At 38.7% G+C, this 15,153-nt stretch carries 13 protein-coding genes; 11 read left to right on the forward strand and 2 right to left on the reverse strand.

What is annotated here, in order from left to right:
- Positions 1-49 precede the first annotated feature (49 nt).
- The 4 genes from gltB to HDE68_RS19380 all read left to right on the forward strand — a co-directional run bounded on the left by gltB (position 50) and on the right by HDE68_RS19380 (position 7,245).
- Complete coding sequence (gltB, locus tag HDE68_RS19365) at positions 50-4,561, forward strand: glutamate synthase large subunit (RefSeq protein WP_183883886.1); 4,512 nt, start codon at positions 50-52, stop codon at positions 4,559-4,561.
- 2 nt (positions 4,562-4,563) lie between these two features.
- A complete protein-coding gene (locus HDE68_RS19370; protein ID WP_183883887.1) occupies positions 4,564-6,030 on the forward strand; it encodes a glutamate synthase subunit beta in 1,467 nt (488 codons plus the stop codon).
- 185 nt (positions 6,031-6,215) lie between these two features.
- Positions 6,216-6,743, forward strand: a complete 528-nt coding sequence (locus HDE68_RS19375; protein WP_221300820.1) for a hypothetical protein — start codon at positions 6,216-6,218, stop codon at positions 6,741-6,743.
- Between the two features lies 1 nt (position 6,744).
- Positions 6,745-7,245 (forward strand): hypothetical protein, encoded by a 501-nt coding sequence (locus tag HDE68_RS19380; RefSeq protein WP_183883888.1) that lies wholly within the window; start codon positions 6,745-6,747, stop codon positions 7,243-7,245.
- Between the two features lie 78 nt (positions 7,246-7,323).
- On the opposite strand, the gene HDE68_RS19385 is transcribed toward HDE68_RS19380, so the two are convergent.
- Both HDE68_RS19385 and HDE68_RS19390 read right to left on the reverse strand, forming a co-directional pair.
- Positions 7,324-7,854 (reverse strand): RNA methyltransferase, encoded by a 531-nt coding sequence (locus HDE68_RS19385; protein WP_183883889.1) that lies wholly within the window; start codon positions 7,852-7,854, stop codon positions 7,324-7,326.
- 15 nt (positions 7,855-7,869) lie between these two features.
- A complete protein-coding gene (locus HDE68_RS19390) occupies positions 7,870-9,021 on the reverse strand; it encodes a galactokinase (RefSeq protein ID WP_183883890.1) in 1,152 nt (383 codons plus the stop codon).
- 152 nt (positions 9,022-9,173) lie between these two features.
- Here HDE68_RS19390 and HDE68_RS19395 point away from each other — a divergent pair, with 152 nt between their 5' ends.
- From HDE68_RS19395 to HDE68_RS19425, 7 genes are all read left to right on the forward strand, one after another.
- Positions 9,174-10,202, forward strand: coding sequence for an aldose epimerase family protein (locus tag HDE68_RS19395; RefSeq protein WP_183883891.1), 1,029 nt, complete (start codon positions 9,174-9,176; stop codon positions 10,200-10,202).
- 10 nt (positions 10,203-10,212) lie between these two features.
- On the forward strand, positions 10,213-10,782 hold the full coding sequence (locus HDE68_RS19400; RefSeq protein WP_183883892.1) for an NADPH-dependent FMN reductase: 570 nt from the start codon (positions 10,213-10,215) through the stop codon (positions 10,780-10,782).
- Positions 10,783-10,794: 12 nt separating this feature from the next.
- Positions 10,795-11,442: a DsbA family oxidoreductase gene (locus tag HDE68_RS19405; protein WP_183883893.1), complete on the forward strand. Its 648-nt coding sequence runs from the start codon at positions 10,795-10,797 to the stop codon at positions 11,440-11,442.
- Positions 11,443-11,445: 3 nt separating this feature from the next.
- Positions 11,446-12,069, forward strand: a complete 624-nt coding sequence (locus HDE68_RS19410) for a phosphatase PAP2 family protein (RefSeq protein WP_183883894.1) — start codon at positions 11,446-11,448, stop codon at positions 12,067-12,069.
- Positions 12,070-12,135: 66 nt separating this feature from the next.
- Positions 12,136-14,007, forward strand: coding sequence for a TonB-dependent receptor plug domain-containing protein (locus HDE68_RS19415; RefSeq protein WP_183883895.1), 1,872 nt, complete (start codon positions 12,136-12,138; stop codon positions 14,005-14,007).
- Positions 14,008-14,092: 85 nt separating this feature from the next.
- Positions 14,093-14,809, forward strand: coding sequence for a pirin family protein (locus tag HDE68_RS19420; protein ID WP_183883896.1), 717 nt, complete (start codon positions 14,093-14,095; stop codon positions 14,807-14,809).
- Positions 14,809-15,138, forward strand: coding sequence for a hypothetical protein (locus HDE68_RS19425; protein WP_183883897.1), 330 nt, complete (start codon positions 14,809-14,811; stop codon positions 15,136-15,138). Before HDE68_RS19420 ends, HDE68_RS19425 begins: the two co-directional genes overlap by 1 nt.
- Positions 15,139-15,153 lie beyond the last annotated feature (15 nt).

The raw sequence follows: 15,153 nt of genomic DNA on the forward strand, positions 1-15,153 counted from the left end.
GCAATTATTCCGCTAAATTATTATCTTAGTGTTTCGAATACATTAAGATATGGAACAAATAGAAGAAAATCAGGGCTTATACAATTCAAGCTTTGAGCATGATGCTTGCGGTATTGGTTTTGTTGCCCACGTAAAAGGACGAAAGTCACAGCAAATCATTTCTGATGCCATTACGATTTTAGAGAATCTTGACCATCGGGGAGCTTGCGGCGCCGAGATTAACACTGGTGATGGTGCCGGGATTATGATACAGGTTCCACATGAATTTTTATATGACGAGTGCCTCAAAATCGGATTTAGCTTAAATCAGTCTGGTGACTATGGCGTAGGAATGTTATTCCTGCCAAAGGATGTAAGAGCAAGAGAAGAATGCCGGGAAGTAATTTACCGTGCTGCTGAAAAATTGAACCTTGAAGTATTAGGGTTTAGAAGAGTAAATACCAATACTGAAGGTATTGGAGAAACGGCCCTCTCTGTAGAGCCGGAAATGGAGCAAGTATTTGTAGCGAGACCTGACCAGATCGCTGCCGGTGCTGACTTTGAACGTAAACTATATGTATTCAAAAATTACCTGACTAAAACTATTCTGAATACAGTTAAAGGAATTAAAACCGATTTTTATATCGCTTCTTTTTCTTCTCGTACTATAGTTTACAAGGGTCAGCTGACCTCCATGCAACTCCGCACTTATTTCACAGAACTTAGTGATAAAAGAGTTGTCTCGGCTTTTGGATTAATCCACTCCAGATTTGCAACGAATACATTCCCTTCGTGGAGACTGGCACAGCCTTTTCGTTATATCGCTCACAATGGCGAGATTAATACCCTGCAAGGTAATTTGAACTGGTTCCGCGCAAGTGTGAAGTCTTTTGCATCAAGCTACTTTACAGCCGAAGAATTAAATATTCTTTTACCTGTAATCGATGAAACACAGTCTGATTCTGGCTGTCTTGATAATATCATAGAGTTGTTAGTACATGCAGGCCGTTCTCTGCCACATGTATTAATGATGCTGATACCTGAGGCATGGGATGGAAATGATGATATGGATGAGCTTAAACAGGCTTTCTATAAATTCCATGCAACTTTAATGGAACCATGGGACGGACCTGCTGCTATTGCATTTACTGATGGTAATCTGATTGGGGCAACTTTAGACAGAAATGGATTAAGGCCTTCCAGATATGCGATTACTAAAGATGACCGTGTAATCATGGCTTCTGAGTCTGGTGTAGTCGCTTTAGATCAAAGTCAGATCATTGAAAAAGGGAGATTAACGCCTGGAAAAATGTTTGTGGTGGATATGGAACAAGGAAGAATTATCAGTGATGAGGAAATCAAAACTGTAGTTTGCAGCCGTCGTCCATATGCAGACTGGTTAAATCAATATCAGATTCGTCTGGAAGAATTATCTGATCCAAGAGTTGTATTTACAGGACTTTCGCAAGAGTCTATGTTTAAATATCACCAGGTATTCGGATATAGCAGAGAAGATATTGATCTGATCTTAAAACCAATGGCTATTGAGGCTAAAGAACCTATAGGATCAATGGGTACTGATATTCCATTAGCTGTTTTATCTCAAAAACCACAGCATCTTTCTTCTTATTTCAAACAGTTGTTTGCGCAGGTAACTAACCCGCCAATTGACCCGATCAGAGAAAAAGTGGTGATGAGCCTTGCCGGATTTATGGGTAATAATGGCAATCTTTTGGAAGAACATGCGATGCAATGCCATTGTGTAGGTATTAAACATCCCATATTGACAAATCTGGAATTAGAAAAAGTAAGAAGTATTGATACCGGGGTATTTCAATCTAAAACCCTGCAGACCTATTTTAGGGCTGATGGTAAACCTGGATCACTGGCCAAAGGTCTGGAACGTCTTTGCCGTTATGCAGTAGATGCGGTGGAAGATGGTTTCCAGGTGATTGTTTTATCTGACCGTGCGCTGGATTCTGAACATGCTGCTATTCCTTCTTTACTGGCTGTTTCAGCTGTGCATCACCATTTGATCCGTAAAGGTCATCGTGGTGCTGTTGGAATTGTAGTTGAAGCGGGGGATGTATGGGAAGTTCACCATTTTGCCTGTTTAATTGGCTTTGGTGCAACTGCAGTAAATCCTTATCTGGCGCTGGAAACTATTTCAGGTTTTGAAATAGAAAGTGGTTTGAAAGCAGAAAAACTGATTCAGAATTATATATATGCTGTGAATAGTGGCTTGTTGAAAATATTTTCTAAAATGGGTATTTCAACTTTGCAATCTTATCATGGTGCACAGATATTTGAGATATTAGGTATTCATAAAAGTGTTGTTGATAATTATTTCAGCGGCGCAGTTTCCAGAATAGGTGGTTTAGGATTAGATGAAATTGCAAGAGAGTCTTTAATTAAGCATAGCCGTGTATTTGGTAAATCTACACGTCCTGATATGCTGCTGCCAACAGGTGGTAACTATAAATGGAGAAGAAAAGGGGAGCAGCATTTGTTCAATCCTCAAACTATCCATTTATTGCAGAATGCTACACGTAAAAATGATTATAATGTTTACAAGCAGTATAGTAAACTGGTAAATGAGCAAACTAAACAGGCCTATACGATTCGTGGTTTGTTTGAATTTAACTATAACCGTGCACCTGTTTCATTGACTGAGGTTGAACCTGTTGAAACTATATTAAAACGTTTTGCTACCGGAGCGATGTCTTTCGGGTCTATTTCTCACGAAGCACATTCAACTTTAGCAATTGCCATGAACCGTATTGGTGGAAAAAGCAATACTGGAGAAGGTGGTGAGGATGAGTTAAGGTATGAGGTATTGCCAAATGGTGATTCTATGCGCTCGTCAATTAAACAGATTGCTTCTGCACGTTTTGGAGTGACCAGTAATTACCTGACTAACGCAGATGAGTTACAGATAAAAATGGCTCAGGGTGCAAAACCGGGAGAAGGTGGACAATTGCCTGGACATAAAGTGGATGACTGGATTGCAAAAGTGCGCCATGCTACACCTGGTGTAGGTTTAATTTCTCCGCCTCCGCATCATGATATTTATTCTATTGAAGATTTGGCACAGCTGATTTTTGATCTTAAAAATGCAAACAGAGCTGCCAGAATCAATGTAAAACTAGTTTCTAAAGCTGGTGTAGGTACTATTGCAGCGGGTGTGGCGAAAGCACATGCTGATGTGATTTTAGTCTCTGGTTTTGATGGTGGTACCGGTGCTTCACCGCTTACTTCTATTCAGCATGCTGGCTTACCATGGGAACTTGGTCTGGCAGAAGCGCATCAGACCTTAGTGAAAAACAGTCTGCGCAGCAGGGTGGTTTTACAGACCGATGGTCAGTTGAAAACTGGAAGAGATATTGCTGTTGCAGCTTTATTAGGTGCGGAAGAATGGGGGGTAGCAACGGCTGCTTTAGTTACTTCGGGTTGTATTATGATGAGAAAATGTCATTTAAATACTTGTCCGGTTGGGGTAGCTACGCAAGATCCTGAACTGAGAAAACTGTTTACTGGTGATGCTGATCATGTAGTTAACCTTTTCCATTTCCTGGCAGAAGAACTGCGTGAGACCATGGCCGAATTAGGCTTCAGGACTGTTGAAGAAATGGTTGGACAAGCAGATGCATTACGTATGCGTGCTATTGATGATGCAGACTGGAAGTTGAAAAATCTTGATCTTTCTGCAATTCTATATAAAGCACCAGATAATGGATTGAGTTTATATAATACAGAAACACAGGATCATGGGATAAGCCATGTGCTTGATCACGAATTAATTGCTGCTTCTCAACCTGCTTTACTAAATAAAGAGCCGGTTTTCAAAGAGTTTGAAGTTAAAAATACGGACCGCGCAATTGGTACGATGTTATCAAACGAAGTATCTAAGGTTTATAAAGCAACAGGTTTACCTCCGGATACTATTAATTTCAAGTTTCATGGTTCTGCCGGACAGAGTTTTGGTGCATTTGCAGCAAGAGGAGTTTCGCTTGAACTGGAAGGTGAAGGAAATGATTACGTAGGAAAAGGACTTTCAGGAGCACGTTTATCAGTGTATCCATTCCGTGAAGTAACTTATGTACCTGAGCAAAATATCATTATTGGTAACGTGGCTTTATATGGAGCTACTTCGGGTGAACTGTTTGCAAGAGGTTTAGCTGGTGAGCGTTTCGCTGTAAGAAACTCTGGTGCTACTGCTGTTGTAGAAGGTTTAGGTGATCATGGTTGTGAGTATATGACTGGTGGAGAAGTGCTTGTACTGGGTAATACAGGTAGTAATTTTGCTGCTGGTATGAGCGGAGGGGTAGCCTGGATTTATGACGTCAATGGTGATTTTCCTAATAAATGTAATAAGGAAATGGTAGACCTTGATCCTTTGAATGAAGATGATGAATTGCGTATCAATAATTTGTTAAAAAAACATATTCAGCTTACAGGTAGCAGATTAGCTGAATTCATTTTAAGTGATTGGGCAACACAATCTGCTCATTTCATTAAGGTATTCCCTAAAGAATACAAAGCGGTTTTATTAAAAAGAAGCAATAAAGTTAAGACATCATAATTATGGGAAAAGTAACCGGATTTTTAGAGTATGAAAGAACTGCTCCTGTAAAACAAGATGCGAAAGCACGTTTAGAGCATTATAATGAATTTGTCGTTGCATTTGAACAGGATCAGGTAAAACAGGAAGCTGCACGCTGTATGGATTGCGGTGTACCATTTTGTCAGTCGGGCTGTCCGCTGGGAAATGTAATTCCTGAATTTAATGAGGCTGTATATAAAGCAGAATGGGAGATTGCAGCTAATATCTTATTGAGCACCAATAATTTTCCTGAATTTACAGGGCGTATTTGTCCGGCTCCTTGTGAGTCTGCCTGTGTATTGGGAATCAATAAATCTCCTGTATCAATTGAAGATATAGAGAAGCATATTATTGAAATTGCTTTTTCTAAAGGATATATTAAAGCTGAACCGCCTTTGATCCGCAGTGGTAAAAAGGTAGCGGTAATTGGTTCTGGTCCTGCGGGGCTTGCAGCAGCAGCTCAGCTAAATAAAGCTGGTCATGAGGTGGTTGTTTATGAACGTGATGATACTCCGGGAGGTCTATTAAATTATGGTATTCCTGACTTTAAATTACAGAAGGATATTGTCACCAGAAGGATCAGCCTGATGGAGAAAGAAGGAATTGAGTTCAAATGTAATGCTAATGTAGGGGTTAATGTTGAACTGAATACTTTACTGAGAGAATATCAGTCTATCGTTCTGGCTGGAGGTTCTACGATACCGCGTGATTTAAATGTGACTGGCAGAGCTGCTAAAGGAGTGCATTATGCAATGGATTTCTTAAAACAGCAGAATAAAAGGGTACGTAATTTCAGTATTGATCAGGAGCCTGTTTTAGCAACTGGAAAAGATGTCATTGTAATCGGTGGTGGTGATACCGGATCGGATTGCATTGGTACTTCAAATCGCCAGGGGGCAAAATCTGTCACTCAATTTGAAATTATGCCAATGCCGGCCCAGCAACGTACCGAAAATATGCCATGGCCAACTTATCCAATGCTGCTTAAAGTAACCAGTTCGCATGAAGAAGGTTGCAGCAGAGCCTGGGGTGTAAATACTAAAGAGTTTATCGCGGATGAAAATGGTGCGCTTAAAGCTTTAAAAGTGGTTGATGTAGAATGGGAAATAGATGCAACCGGTCGTCCGGTTAATTTTAAGGAGATTGAAGGTACTACCCGTGAACTTCCTTGTCAGCTGGTTTTACTGGCTATGGGATTTTTATATCCGCAGAAAGAAGGTTTAATTGAAAAATTAGGAATTGAACTGGATAACAGAGGCAATGTAAAAGCAGAAGAAGGTAAATACCAAACTAATATTGCTAAGGTTTTTGTAGCTGGCGATATGAGAAGAGGGCAATCTTTAGTAGTCTGGGCAATATCCGAAGGGAGAGAAGCAGCGAGAAAAGTAGATGAATATCTGATGGGATCTAGTAAACTAGCTACTAAAGATGGTATTCCTTATGCTTAATTAAGGAATTATATCAGGAACCTATACCTAACCAACAATAAACAATAAGTACTAACCAAAAAGAAAGCCGTTCCATATTTATTATGGGCGGCTTTTTACTTTTAATTGATTTTTATTAGTTTATTAGTTAATATTTATTTCTATATTAGTGTGTTGATTATATATTTATACACTGATTGACTGATATGAAAAGAAATAATTTACTCCTTTTGTTGCTCCTGATTACCACAGTAACTTTTATTGTATCCTGTAAGAAAGATGATATTGATCATAAAAATGATTATGACAAGAGTCATCAGTCCTGGATGAGCTTCAAACAATCATCCAATAATTCTTATAGCTATAAAACAAGTAGTGGGTCATGGACTGGAACCAGTACTGAAACTGTGATTACAGTAAAAGACGGTAAAGTCACCAATCGCTCTTATGTATATAAAGTGCCAGACAAAACACCAGGGGGAACCGGGATTGTAAAGGATGAATGGAGCGAAGATCAATCTACGCTGAATACACATACTGCTGGTGCGCCAACTTTAACTTTAGATGAAGTCTATCAGAAAGCAAAAACTGAGTGGTTATTAAAAAGAAAAGATACTGAAGTTTTTTTTGAAGCAAATAATAATGGAATGATCTCTTCTTGCGGATACCGGGATAATAATTGTCAGGATGATTGTTTTAATGGAATTAATATTGTCTCTATTGTAAAACTGTAAAATGAAAAAAAAACATACTTTGTTATTGCTGTCGCTGATTACTTTATTTGGGGCCTGTAAGAAAACAGAAGATTTGGAGCCGCCTATTATTATTGACCCTTACTTTATAAAGAATGTTAACTTCGTTGTAATAGGTAGTGATGATAAGCCTGTAATGCCATCCAAAAAAGAAGACATAGTTATTACGATCAATAATCAGAAAGACAGTGAGTACCGTATGGTGTATTCTGATCTTATGAAAATTCCTGAGATAGAAGCATTGAAAAAGTATGGAGGGTCTGTAATAAGTGCCAATATCAGACCTTATGTAATATATGGCCCTAAACCTATTCATGAATTTGATCTGGCCATGAATGGAAAAAAACTAGGTATTATATACTTTGATTGTGACAATAGAGAGGAAACTGACTACAGGACCAAATCATTTAAATTTAATGGTGTAAATGTAGAAACAGATAAGATTGATGGGTTTCCTGACTTATATTTAATCAGGTTAAAATAGATTGCTGTTCAGAATAATACGAAAGGTTTTTGTCTGATAAACAACGCTTGCTTCATACTGTTTATCAGACAAAAACCTTTATAATCTTAATTTAGCATAGAAATCCCATAAAACTATTCCAGCTGAGATCACAATGTTAAAGGAATGTTTAGTGCCAAACTGAGGTATTTCAATACATTTATCAATTTCGGCCATTACTTCATCACTTACTCCGTTAACTTCGTTTCCAAAGATCAACGCATATTTTTTATCCTGGTCTGGTTTAAATGTGTTTAACATAATGCTGTCTACTGCCTGTTCAATGGCTATAATTTCATAACCATCTTTTCTCAGTTCTCTGATCGCGTCAAGAGTTTCCTCAAAATGTATCCAGGCAACAGATTGTGTTGCGCCAATAGCTGTTTTCTCAATTTCACGATGTGGTGGCTGTGCGGTAATCCCGCAAAGGATAATTTTTTCTATAGCAAAGCCATCCGCTGTCCTGAAAGCAGAACCCACATTGTTCATGCTGCGCACATTATCCAGTATCACAACTACCGGTAGTTTATCCTGTTCTTTAAATTCCTCTATACCTACACGGTTTAATTCAGTTGTCTTTAATTTCTGCATGCCGCAAAAATAGAATTAAATTGTGGTAGCTCCATCGCCAATTTTACTGATATATATATCCGGTGCATAACCAATGTGTTCTGTGTAATATGCGGTAAGTTTTTCTCTGAAATCTGTTTCTGCATCTTTTTTGAGAAGTGCTATTGCACAACCGCCAAAACCAGCGCCTGTCATTCTTGCACCTGTAATATCCGGATAGGCCGAACAGAAATCTACGACAGTATCCAGTTCTTTGCCTGTTACTTCATATAAGTCTTTCAGAGATTGATGTGAAGCATACATCAAGCGGCCAAATTCTTCCAGATCACCATTATTTAAGGCTTTTGCAGCCAGGGTTACCCGGTCATTTTCTTTGATTACATGGGTTGCACGTTTTAATATGGTTTCATCTTTAATCAGATGGCTATGTAATGCAAACTTATCAGCGCTCAGTTCGCACAGGTTATTTAGTGTGATTTCCTCATTCAGCGCTTTTAAAGCAGCCTGGCATTCTGCTACTCTTTCGTTGTACTTTGATTCTGCAAGCTCCCTTGGTTTATTGGTATTGATGATTGTCAATACATGGTCACCAAGATCACAATCTGCAATTTTGTATTTTAAGGTATCACAGTTCAAAACAATTGCTTTGTCTTTTTCTCCAAAAGCAACGGCAAACTGATCCATAATGCCACTGTTAACTCCTATAAATTCATTTTCTACTTTTTGGGCCAGTTTGACCAAAGCCAGACGGTCATAATCTAAGCCAAGGTAGGCAGTCAGCGCATAGGCTGTTACTACTTCTATGGAAGCTGAAGACGAAAGGCCGGAGCCAACAGGGATATTTCCGGCATATAAGAGGTCAAAACCTACCGGGATCTGGAAGTTTTTAAGAATTTCATTGAAAACTCCTAATGGATAGTTATACCAGGCTGTGCCTTCTTTTTTATAGGCCGGCTGTAAAGGGATAACTGCTTCTTCAGGGAAATTCAGACTTTTAAAACGGATAACCTGGTCAGTGTTAGGAGCCAGGCATAGCCAGGTGCCTAAGGTGATTGCGCAGGGTAAAACTAAACCTCCATTATAGTCTATATGTTCACCGATCAGATTTACACGACCGGGAGTAAAATAAGTTGCCGCTGGTTGCTGGCCATAAGTGTCAAAAAAATTACTGGATAGTTCAGATTTCATTAGTATATGCTTGTTTTGTGGTTTGGTTGATTTATTGAAATAACATGAATATAAAAAAAACAATTTTATACAGATTAAATGTTTCAATCCGTTTAAAACTTGCTGGTATTATTTGTAGTATTGTTAAGTAAATATCGACTAATATACGTTTTATGAAAGAAAATCAGATTAGCACAGGGCGATTTATTGACGGAAAAGAAATCTTCGCAGTAGAGCTTACCAATAGCCTGGGCAGCAAGGTTAAAATATATAATTACGGTGCTATTGTAAGTGAGTTTATTGTAACTAATGCAAAAGGTGAAAAACAGGATATAATTTTAGGTTTTGATGATATTGATGGCTATCTCAATGAAGATTATCTCGCTGATTACCCTTACCTGGGTGTCATTGTTGGCCGTTATTCTAATAGAATTAAAGATGGAAAATATAGCATTGACGGTGTAGGTTATCAAATGGATAAAAGCCTGCACGGTGGAATAACCGGTTTCGATAAAAAAGTTTGGAATATTCTGCCTACGGTTGATCCAAGTTTGACACTGCAATATATAAGCCCTGACGGTGAAGAGAGTTTCCCTGGTAATCTGACTGTACAGCTTACTTTTAAATTGTCTGATGCTAACGAACTGATTCTGGACTATAGTGCAGTCACTGATGCAGCGACAGCAATTAACCTGACACATCATACTTATTTTAATTTAAATAAGGATGGTGGAAATGTGGCAGGTCATCAACTTAGAATACCAGCAGGTAACTACCTGGAACAGGATGCAGATTATGTGGTGACCGGCAGATTAACACCAGTAGCTGGTACAAGTCATGATTTTCTGGCGGGTAAAGCGATTGGGCACGACTGGGACCCGGGAGAGGGTTATGATCAGAGTTTTGTACTGGATAAACCTTATGGAGAATTAGGATTGGCTTCTGAGACTACTGAACGAACCTCTGGTTTAAAGCTTGATGTTTATACGACAGAGCCTGTAGCTCATTTTTATACGGCTAAATATTTGAATACTGCTATTGGCAAAGGAGGGAAGGGCTATGGTCCGTTTGAAGCTTTCTGCATAGAAACGCAGCATTATCCGAATAGTGTTAATGTGCCGGATTTTCCTACGACAATTTTAAGACCTGGAGATACTTATAAGCAAACCACAATTTTTAAGGTCAGTCATTCAGTTAAATAATTATTTGGTTATGGATAAGTTGAAAATTATCAGTGCTACGGTAAGACCTGGCAGAAAAGGACCTCTGGTAGCAGAGTGGATCACTGAGATAGCGAAGAATTATGGGGCTTTTGATGTTGAACTGATAGATTTGGGTCTATTAAATCTGCCTTTAATGGATGAAATCAATCATCCTGCGATGCAGAAATATGAACATGAGCATACGAAGCAGTGGAGTGCAAAAATAGAGGAAGCAGATGCTTTTATTTTTGTAACCGGTGAATATGATTTTGGATACCCGTCACCTTTAAGAAATGCATTGGAATTTTTGTACAGAGAATGGAATTATAAAGCTGCTGGAATTGTGAGTTATGGTGGGATTTCTGCAGGGACAAGAGCTTCAAATTCTTTGAAAAATGATCTGAGTACTTTTAAAATGGTACCTTTGTACGAAGCAGTCAACTTTTCTTTCTTTACAGAACTGATCAATGAAGATGATGTTTTTGTACCGCATGAACGTTCTGAGAAAGCTGCTTTAGCGATGTTGAAAGAACTGGTCCGATGGACGAAAGGCTTGAAGTTAATTAAGGCTGACATATAAAAACAAGATAAAATGAAAGTAGATATTTGGTCGGATGTGAACTGTCCGTTTTGTTATATAGGTAAGAGAAAGTTTGAACTGGCATTAGAACAGTTTGAGCATAAAGATCAGGTAGAAATAGAATGGCATAGTTTTGAACTGGACCCGAACGCGGAAACCAGACCCGGGCTAAATGCTTATGACTATCTGGCAGAGAAAAAAGGACAAAGCAGAGAATGGTCTGTACAAATGCATCAGCAGGTAATTGGAGCCGCTGCAGAAGTGGGGCTGGAATTTGACTTTGACAAGGTTATTATCGCTAATTCATTTAATGCGCACAGGCTTATTCAGCTTGCTAAAGCTAAAGGTCTGGACAATGAAGTTGAAGAACAGTTGTTTATTGCACATTTTACTGCAGGTAAAAATATAGATGATCATGCAGTTTTAGTAGAAACAGGTAAGGCTGCCGGATTAGCACAGGCGGATATAGAGACCTTGCTTGCAGGGGATACTTTTACCAGTGAAGTAAGGGCTGATGAACAAATAGCACAGCAGATTGGGATTAGTGGTGTGCCATTTTTTATTCTTGATCAAAAACTAGCGGTTTCAGGTGCTCAGCCTCCTTCAACTTTTTTGGGGGCATTAGAACAAGCATGGACTAAAAGCCAGGCAGAAGTCTAAATAATGTATAGACTTTTTAATAAATATATTGTGGTATTGCAGCTCGGTTTACTGACTGCAATACCAATTAAATCAGTTGCTCAAGGTTTATCCCCTGATAATCCCATACAGAAACTTGATAACCGTATCATGACTGATCTTTCTGAACACAGAACGGAACAGAAGACCAGTTTTTTTATGTTTTTATCAAAATACAATAACCTGGTTAATGTGGCTATTCCGGCGGGTATATTTGCTGCAGGTGTGATTGACAATGATAAAGGGACCCGGCAGAATGCACTTTATATTGCCAGTAGTTCTGCTGTGAATATATTACTGACCATGGTAACCAAGAAACTTGTCAAACGGCCAAGACCATTTTTAGGACAGGTTAAAATCAGTGCAGTTTATTATCCGGGGCAGACTTCTTTTCCTTCCGGCCATACTTCTTCTTCCTTTGCTACAGCAACAGCGTTATCTCAGGTTTATCACAAGTGGTATGTGATTGCACCTGCTTACTTATGGGCGGGTTCCATGGGTTATTCAAGAATGTACCTTGGCGTGCATTATCCTTCGGACGTAGCTGCTGGTGCTTTAATAGGTACAGGATCAGCACTTTCTATGAAATTTATAAGGCCTTCTAACTAGTTAAATAGAAGGATTCTAAACTATCTGCTCAGGGATTTCCTATATTCGCACCAATTTTAATCGAATATGAAGAAAATGATACCTGTTTTGGTTGCATTATGTTTGTCTGCAGGTTATGCAGAAGCGCAAAGTGATACCACAAAAAATTTAAATGAAGTGATGGTGAGAGAGAACCGGCTAAAACTTCCTTTCTCTAAACAAAATCGTAATATATGGATTATTGATAACCAGCAAATCAAGAATTTACCTTCAAGGTCAATTAGTGAATTGCTGAGTTATGTAACTGGTGTTGATGTCCGTCAGCGTGGACCTGGTGGGGTACAGGCTGATATTAGTATTGATGGCGGTACTTTTGACCAGACTCTGGTATTGATTAATGGAATTAAGGTTTCTGATCCTCAAACGGGGCATAATATGATGAATTTACCTATTTCTGTGGATGATATTGATCATATCGAAGTATTAAGGGGTTCTGCGTCACGTATTTATGGTACCAATGCCTTGACCGGAGCAATTAATATTGTAACGAAGTCTGTAACCAGAACTGGTGTTTCGGCCAATGTTTTTACCGGAAGCAGTTTTAAAAAAGACGAGGTAAGTGGTGATACCTATGCGAACTATGGAGTTCGTGCTACAGGGACATTGGCGCTTAAAGAATCAAGTCACCTTTTCTCTGTCGGTCAGGAAGCGGGAAATGGATATCGCTATAATACAGCTTTTAACAATCAGAAATTATTTTATGAGGGTAAGGTTAATGTAGGGAAAACTGATCAGCTGGATATTACAGGTGGTTATATTCATAATAATTTTGGTGCTAATGGCTATTATTCTGCTCCGGGAGATAAAGAGGCAGAAGAAACAGTTAAAACTGCGCTTGCAGCTATTGCCTATAAAACACAGCTGACTTCTTTCTGGACGCTGATGCCGAGATTGAGTTACAGAAATAATGTCGATGACTATCTTTATATCAAGCAAACTCCTGATAAATTCCATAACCACCATGTAACACAGGTTTTGAGTGCTGAATTAAATAATAGTTTCCAAACAGGCATTGGTGAATTTGGTTTGGGTTTTGAAGCCAGAAAGGAAAAGATTAACAGTACCAATCTGGGTAAGAGAAATAGAGATAATGCTGGTATTTATGGAGAATATAAGTTTGATCTGGTTAAGAATTTATTGGTAAACGTTGGAAGTTATGTGAACTATAACTCTGATTATGGCTGGCAGGCTTTTCCTGGTATTGATGCAGGATATACATTTTATGGAAACTGGAAGGTTTTTGTGAATGTTGGGACCGGACAGCGTCTGCCAACTTTTACTGATCTTTATTATAAAGGTCCGACAAATATCGGTAATGATCAGTTACAACCGGAAAAATCACGGTATGCTGAAGGCGGTATTAAATATAATTCTACACATTTTGTGTTAAATGCGAGTTTGTTTAAACGCAGGATTACTAATTTTATTGATTGGGTAAAGGAGAAAACCACAGATCCATGGCAGCCTAAAAATTTCAGTGAGCTGAATACAATGGGTTATACACTTAGTGCGGATTATAATACCGGCGCTCTGGAAAATGCAACTGTCCTGAATAGCCTGAGGTTTGGCCTGGCTTATACTTATCTTAATCCTAAAGTTAAAACAACATTGCCCGAAGCTAATATTTCCCGCTATGCTGTCGAGTCTTTGAAGAATCAGCTTACTGCAACAGTGAATGCTGATTTTCTAAAAGTAATGGCTTTAACCATGACGGCAAGGTATTGTGAGCGAATCAGTTATAAGGATTATACTGTGATGGATGCAAGGTTAAGCTATAAATTTAAACGCAGCAGTATTTATGCTGATGCTTCAAATATCTTTGATGTGAACTTTATCCAGGCGGGAGCAGTACCTATGCCGGGTGTCTGGGCAACTTTAGGTTATAAAATAGCACTATAACATTTTTCTTTATTTCTTAATCTATGGTAAGATGCAGTAAAATTATAGTTGGTAAATTTGTATAACAAACCAAAGGAATAAGCATATGGCACAAACAGTTTTACATTCTGCAGCCTCAAGAGGCGGAGCAGATCATGGATGGTTAAAAAGTTATCACACTTTTAGCTTTGCAAGTTACTATAATCCTGAAAGAGTTAATTTTGGTGCATTAAGAGTTTTAAATGATGATTCGGTAGCTGGAGGAAGAGGTTTTGGTGAACATCCGCATGACAACATGGAAATTATTTCGATCCCTTTATCAGGATCATTAGAACATAAAGATAGTATGGGTAATATTGGCACTATTGAGCCTGGGGAAATTCAGGTGATGAGTGCAGGAACAGGAATATATCATACTGAATATAATAAGAATAAAGATGAGGTAGTTAAGTTTTTGCAGATCTGGGTTTTTCCAAACAAAAGAAATGTAGAGCCAAGATATGATCAGGTAAAAATCGGTGCACCCGAAAAACCAAATTCACTGGTTCAGATTTTATCACCAAATCCTGAAGATGCAGGAGTGTGGATTCACCAGGATGCCTGGTTTAATCTGGGTAAACTGGAAAAAGGCAGCGAGGTTGATTATGTTTTTCAAAGAAAAGGTAACGGAGCCTATATCTTTATACTGGAAGGTGAGGCTGAAGTTCATGGTCAGACACTGTCAGCAAGAGATGGCTTTGGAATCTGGGATACGGAAAACTTTGTGATCAAAGCATCATCGGATACTGAATTCTTAATTATGGATGTTCCAATGGAATTCTGATGATGGATAATCTGACAGAGATTTTAGTAGTTGGTACACAGGAAGACATTTTACAAACTGTACTCAGGTTGTTGAATTCACAACCTTCATGGCATGCTGAAGGTGTTTCAGGATGTGAAGAAGCAATTTCTAAATGTAAATCACAGTCTTATCAGGTATTATTGCTTGGTGGCGGATTAACGGATATGGAAGAAGAACGGCTTAAAACCGAAATTAAAATCATCCAGCCTGGAATACATATCATTCCGCATTATGGCGGGGGAAGTGGATTACTATACGCTGAAATCTATCTTGCTTTAGGGACAGATAATAAAAAAAGCGGGCTTTAAGGCCCGCTTTTTTTA

Origin of the sequence: Pedobacter cryoconitis, from assembly GCF_014200605.1 — a bacterium.
Lineage (GTDB): Bacteria > Bacteroidota > Bacteroidia > Sphingobacteriales > Sphingobacteriaceae > Pedobacter > Pedobacter cryoconitis_B.

What these genes read in the sequence shown, in the direction of transcription:
- gltB (WP_183883886.1), top strand. Translation starts at nt 50, where the DNA reads ATGGAACAAATAGAAGAAAATCAGGGCTTATACAATTCAAGCTTTGAG.
- HDE68_RS19370 (WP_183883887.1), top strand. Translation starts at nt 4,564, where the DNA reads ATGGGAAAAGTAACCGGATTTTTAGAGTATGAAAGAACTGCTCCTGTA.
- HDE68_RS19375 (WP_221300820.1), top strand. Translation starts at nt 6,216, where the DNA reads ATGAAAAGAAATAATTTACTCCTTTTGTTGCTCCTGATTACCACAGTA.
- HDE68_RS19380 (WP_183883888.1), top strand. Translation starts at nt 6,745, where the DNA reads ATGAAAAAAAAACATACTTTGTTATTGCTGTCGCTGATTACTTTATTT.
- HDE68_RS19385 (WP_183883889.1), bottom strand. Translation starts at nt 7,854, where the DNA reads ATGCAGAAATTAAAGACAACTGAATTAAACCGTGTAGGTATAGAGGAA.
- HDE68_RS19390 (WP_183883890.1), bottom strand. Translation starts at nt 9,021, where the DNA reads ATGAAATCTGAACTATCCAGTAATTTTTTTGACACTTATGGCCAGCAA.
- HDE68_RS19395 (WP_183883891.1), top strand. Translation starts at nt 9,174, where the DNA reads ATGAAAGAAAATCAGATTAGCACAGGGCGATTTATTGACGGAAAAGAA.
- HDE68_RS19400 (WP_183883892.1), top strand. Translation starts at nt 10,213, where the DNA reads ATGGATAAGTTGAAAATTATCAGTGCTACGGTAAGACCTGGCAGAAAA.
- HDE68_RS19405 (WP_183883893.1), top strand. Translation starts at nt 10,795, where the DNA reads ATGAAAGTAGATATTTGGTCGGATGTGAACTGTCCGTTTTGTTATATA.
- HDE68_RS19410 (WP_183883894.1), top strand. Translation starts at nt 11,446, where the DNA reads ATGTATAGACTTTTTAATAAATATATTGTGGTATTGCAGCTCGGTTTA.
- HDE68_RS19415 (WP_183883895.1), top strand. Translation starts at nt 12,136, where the DNA reads ATGAAGAAAATGATACCTGTTTTGGTTGCATTATGTTTGTCTGCAGGT.
- HDE68_RS19420 (WP_183883896.1), top strand. Translation starts at nt 14,093, where the DNA reads ATGGCACAAACAGTTTTACATTCTGCAGCCTCAAGAGGCGGAGCAGAT.
- HDE68_RS19425 (WP_183883897.1), top strand. Translation starts at nt 14,809, where the DNA reads ATGATGGATAATCTGACAGAGATTTTAGTAGTTGGTACACAGGAAGAC.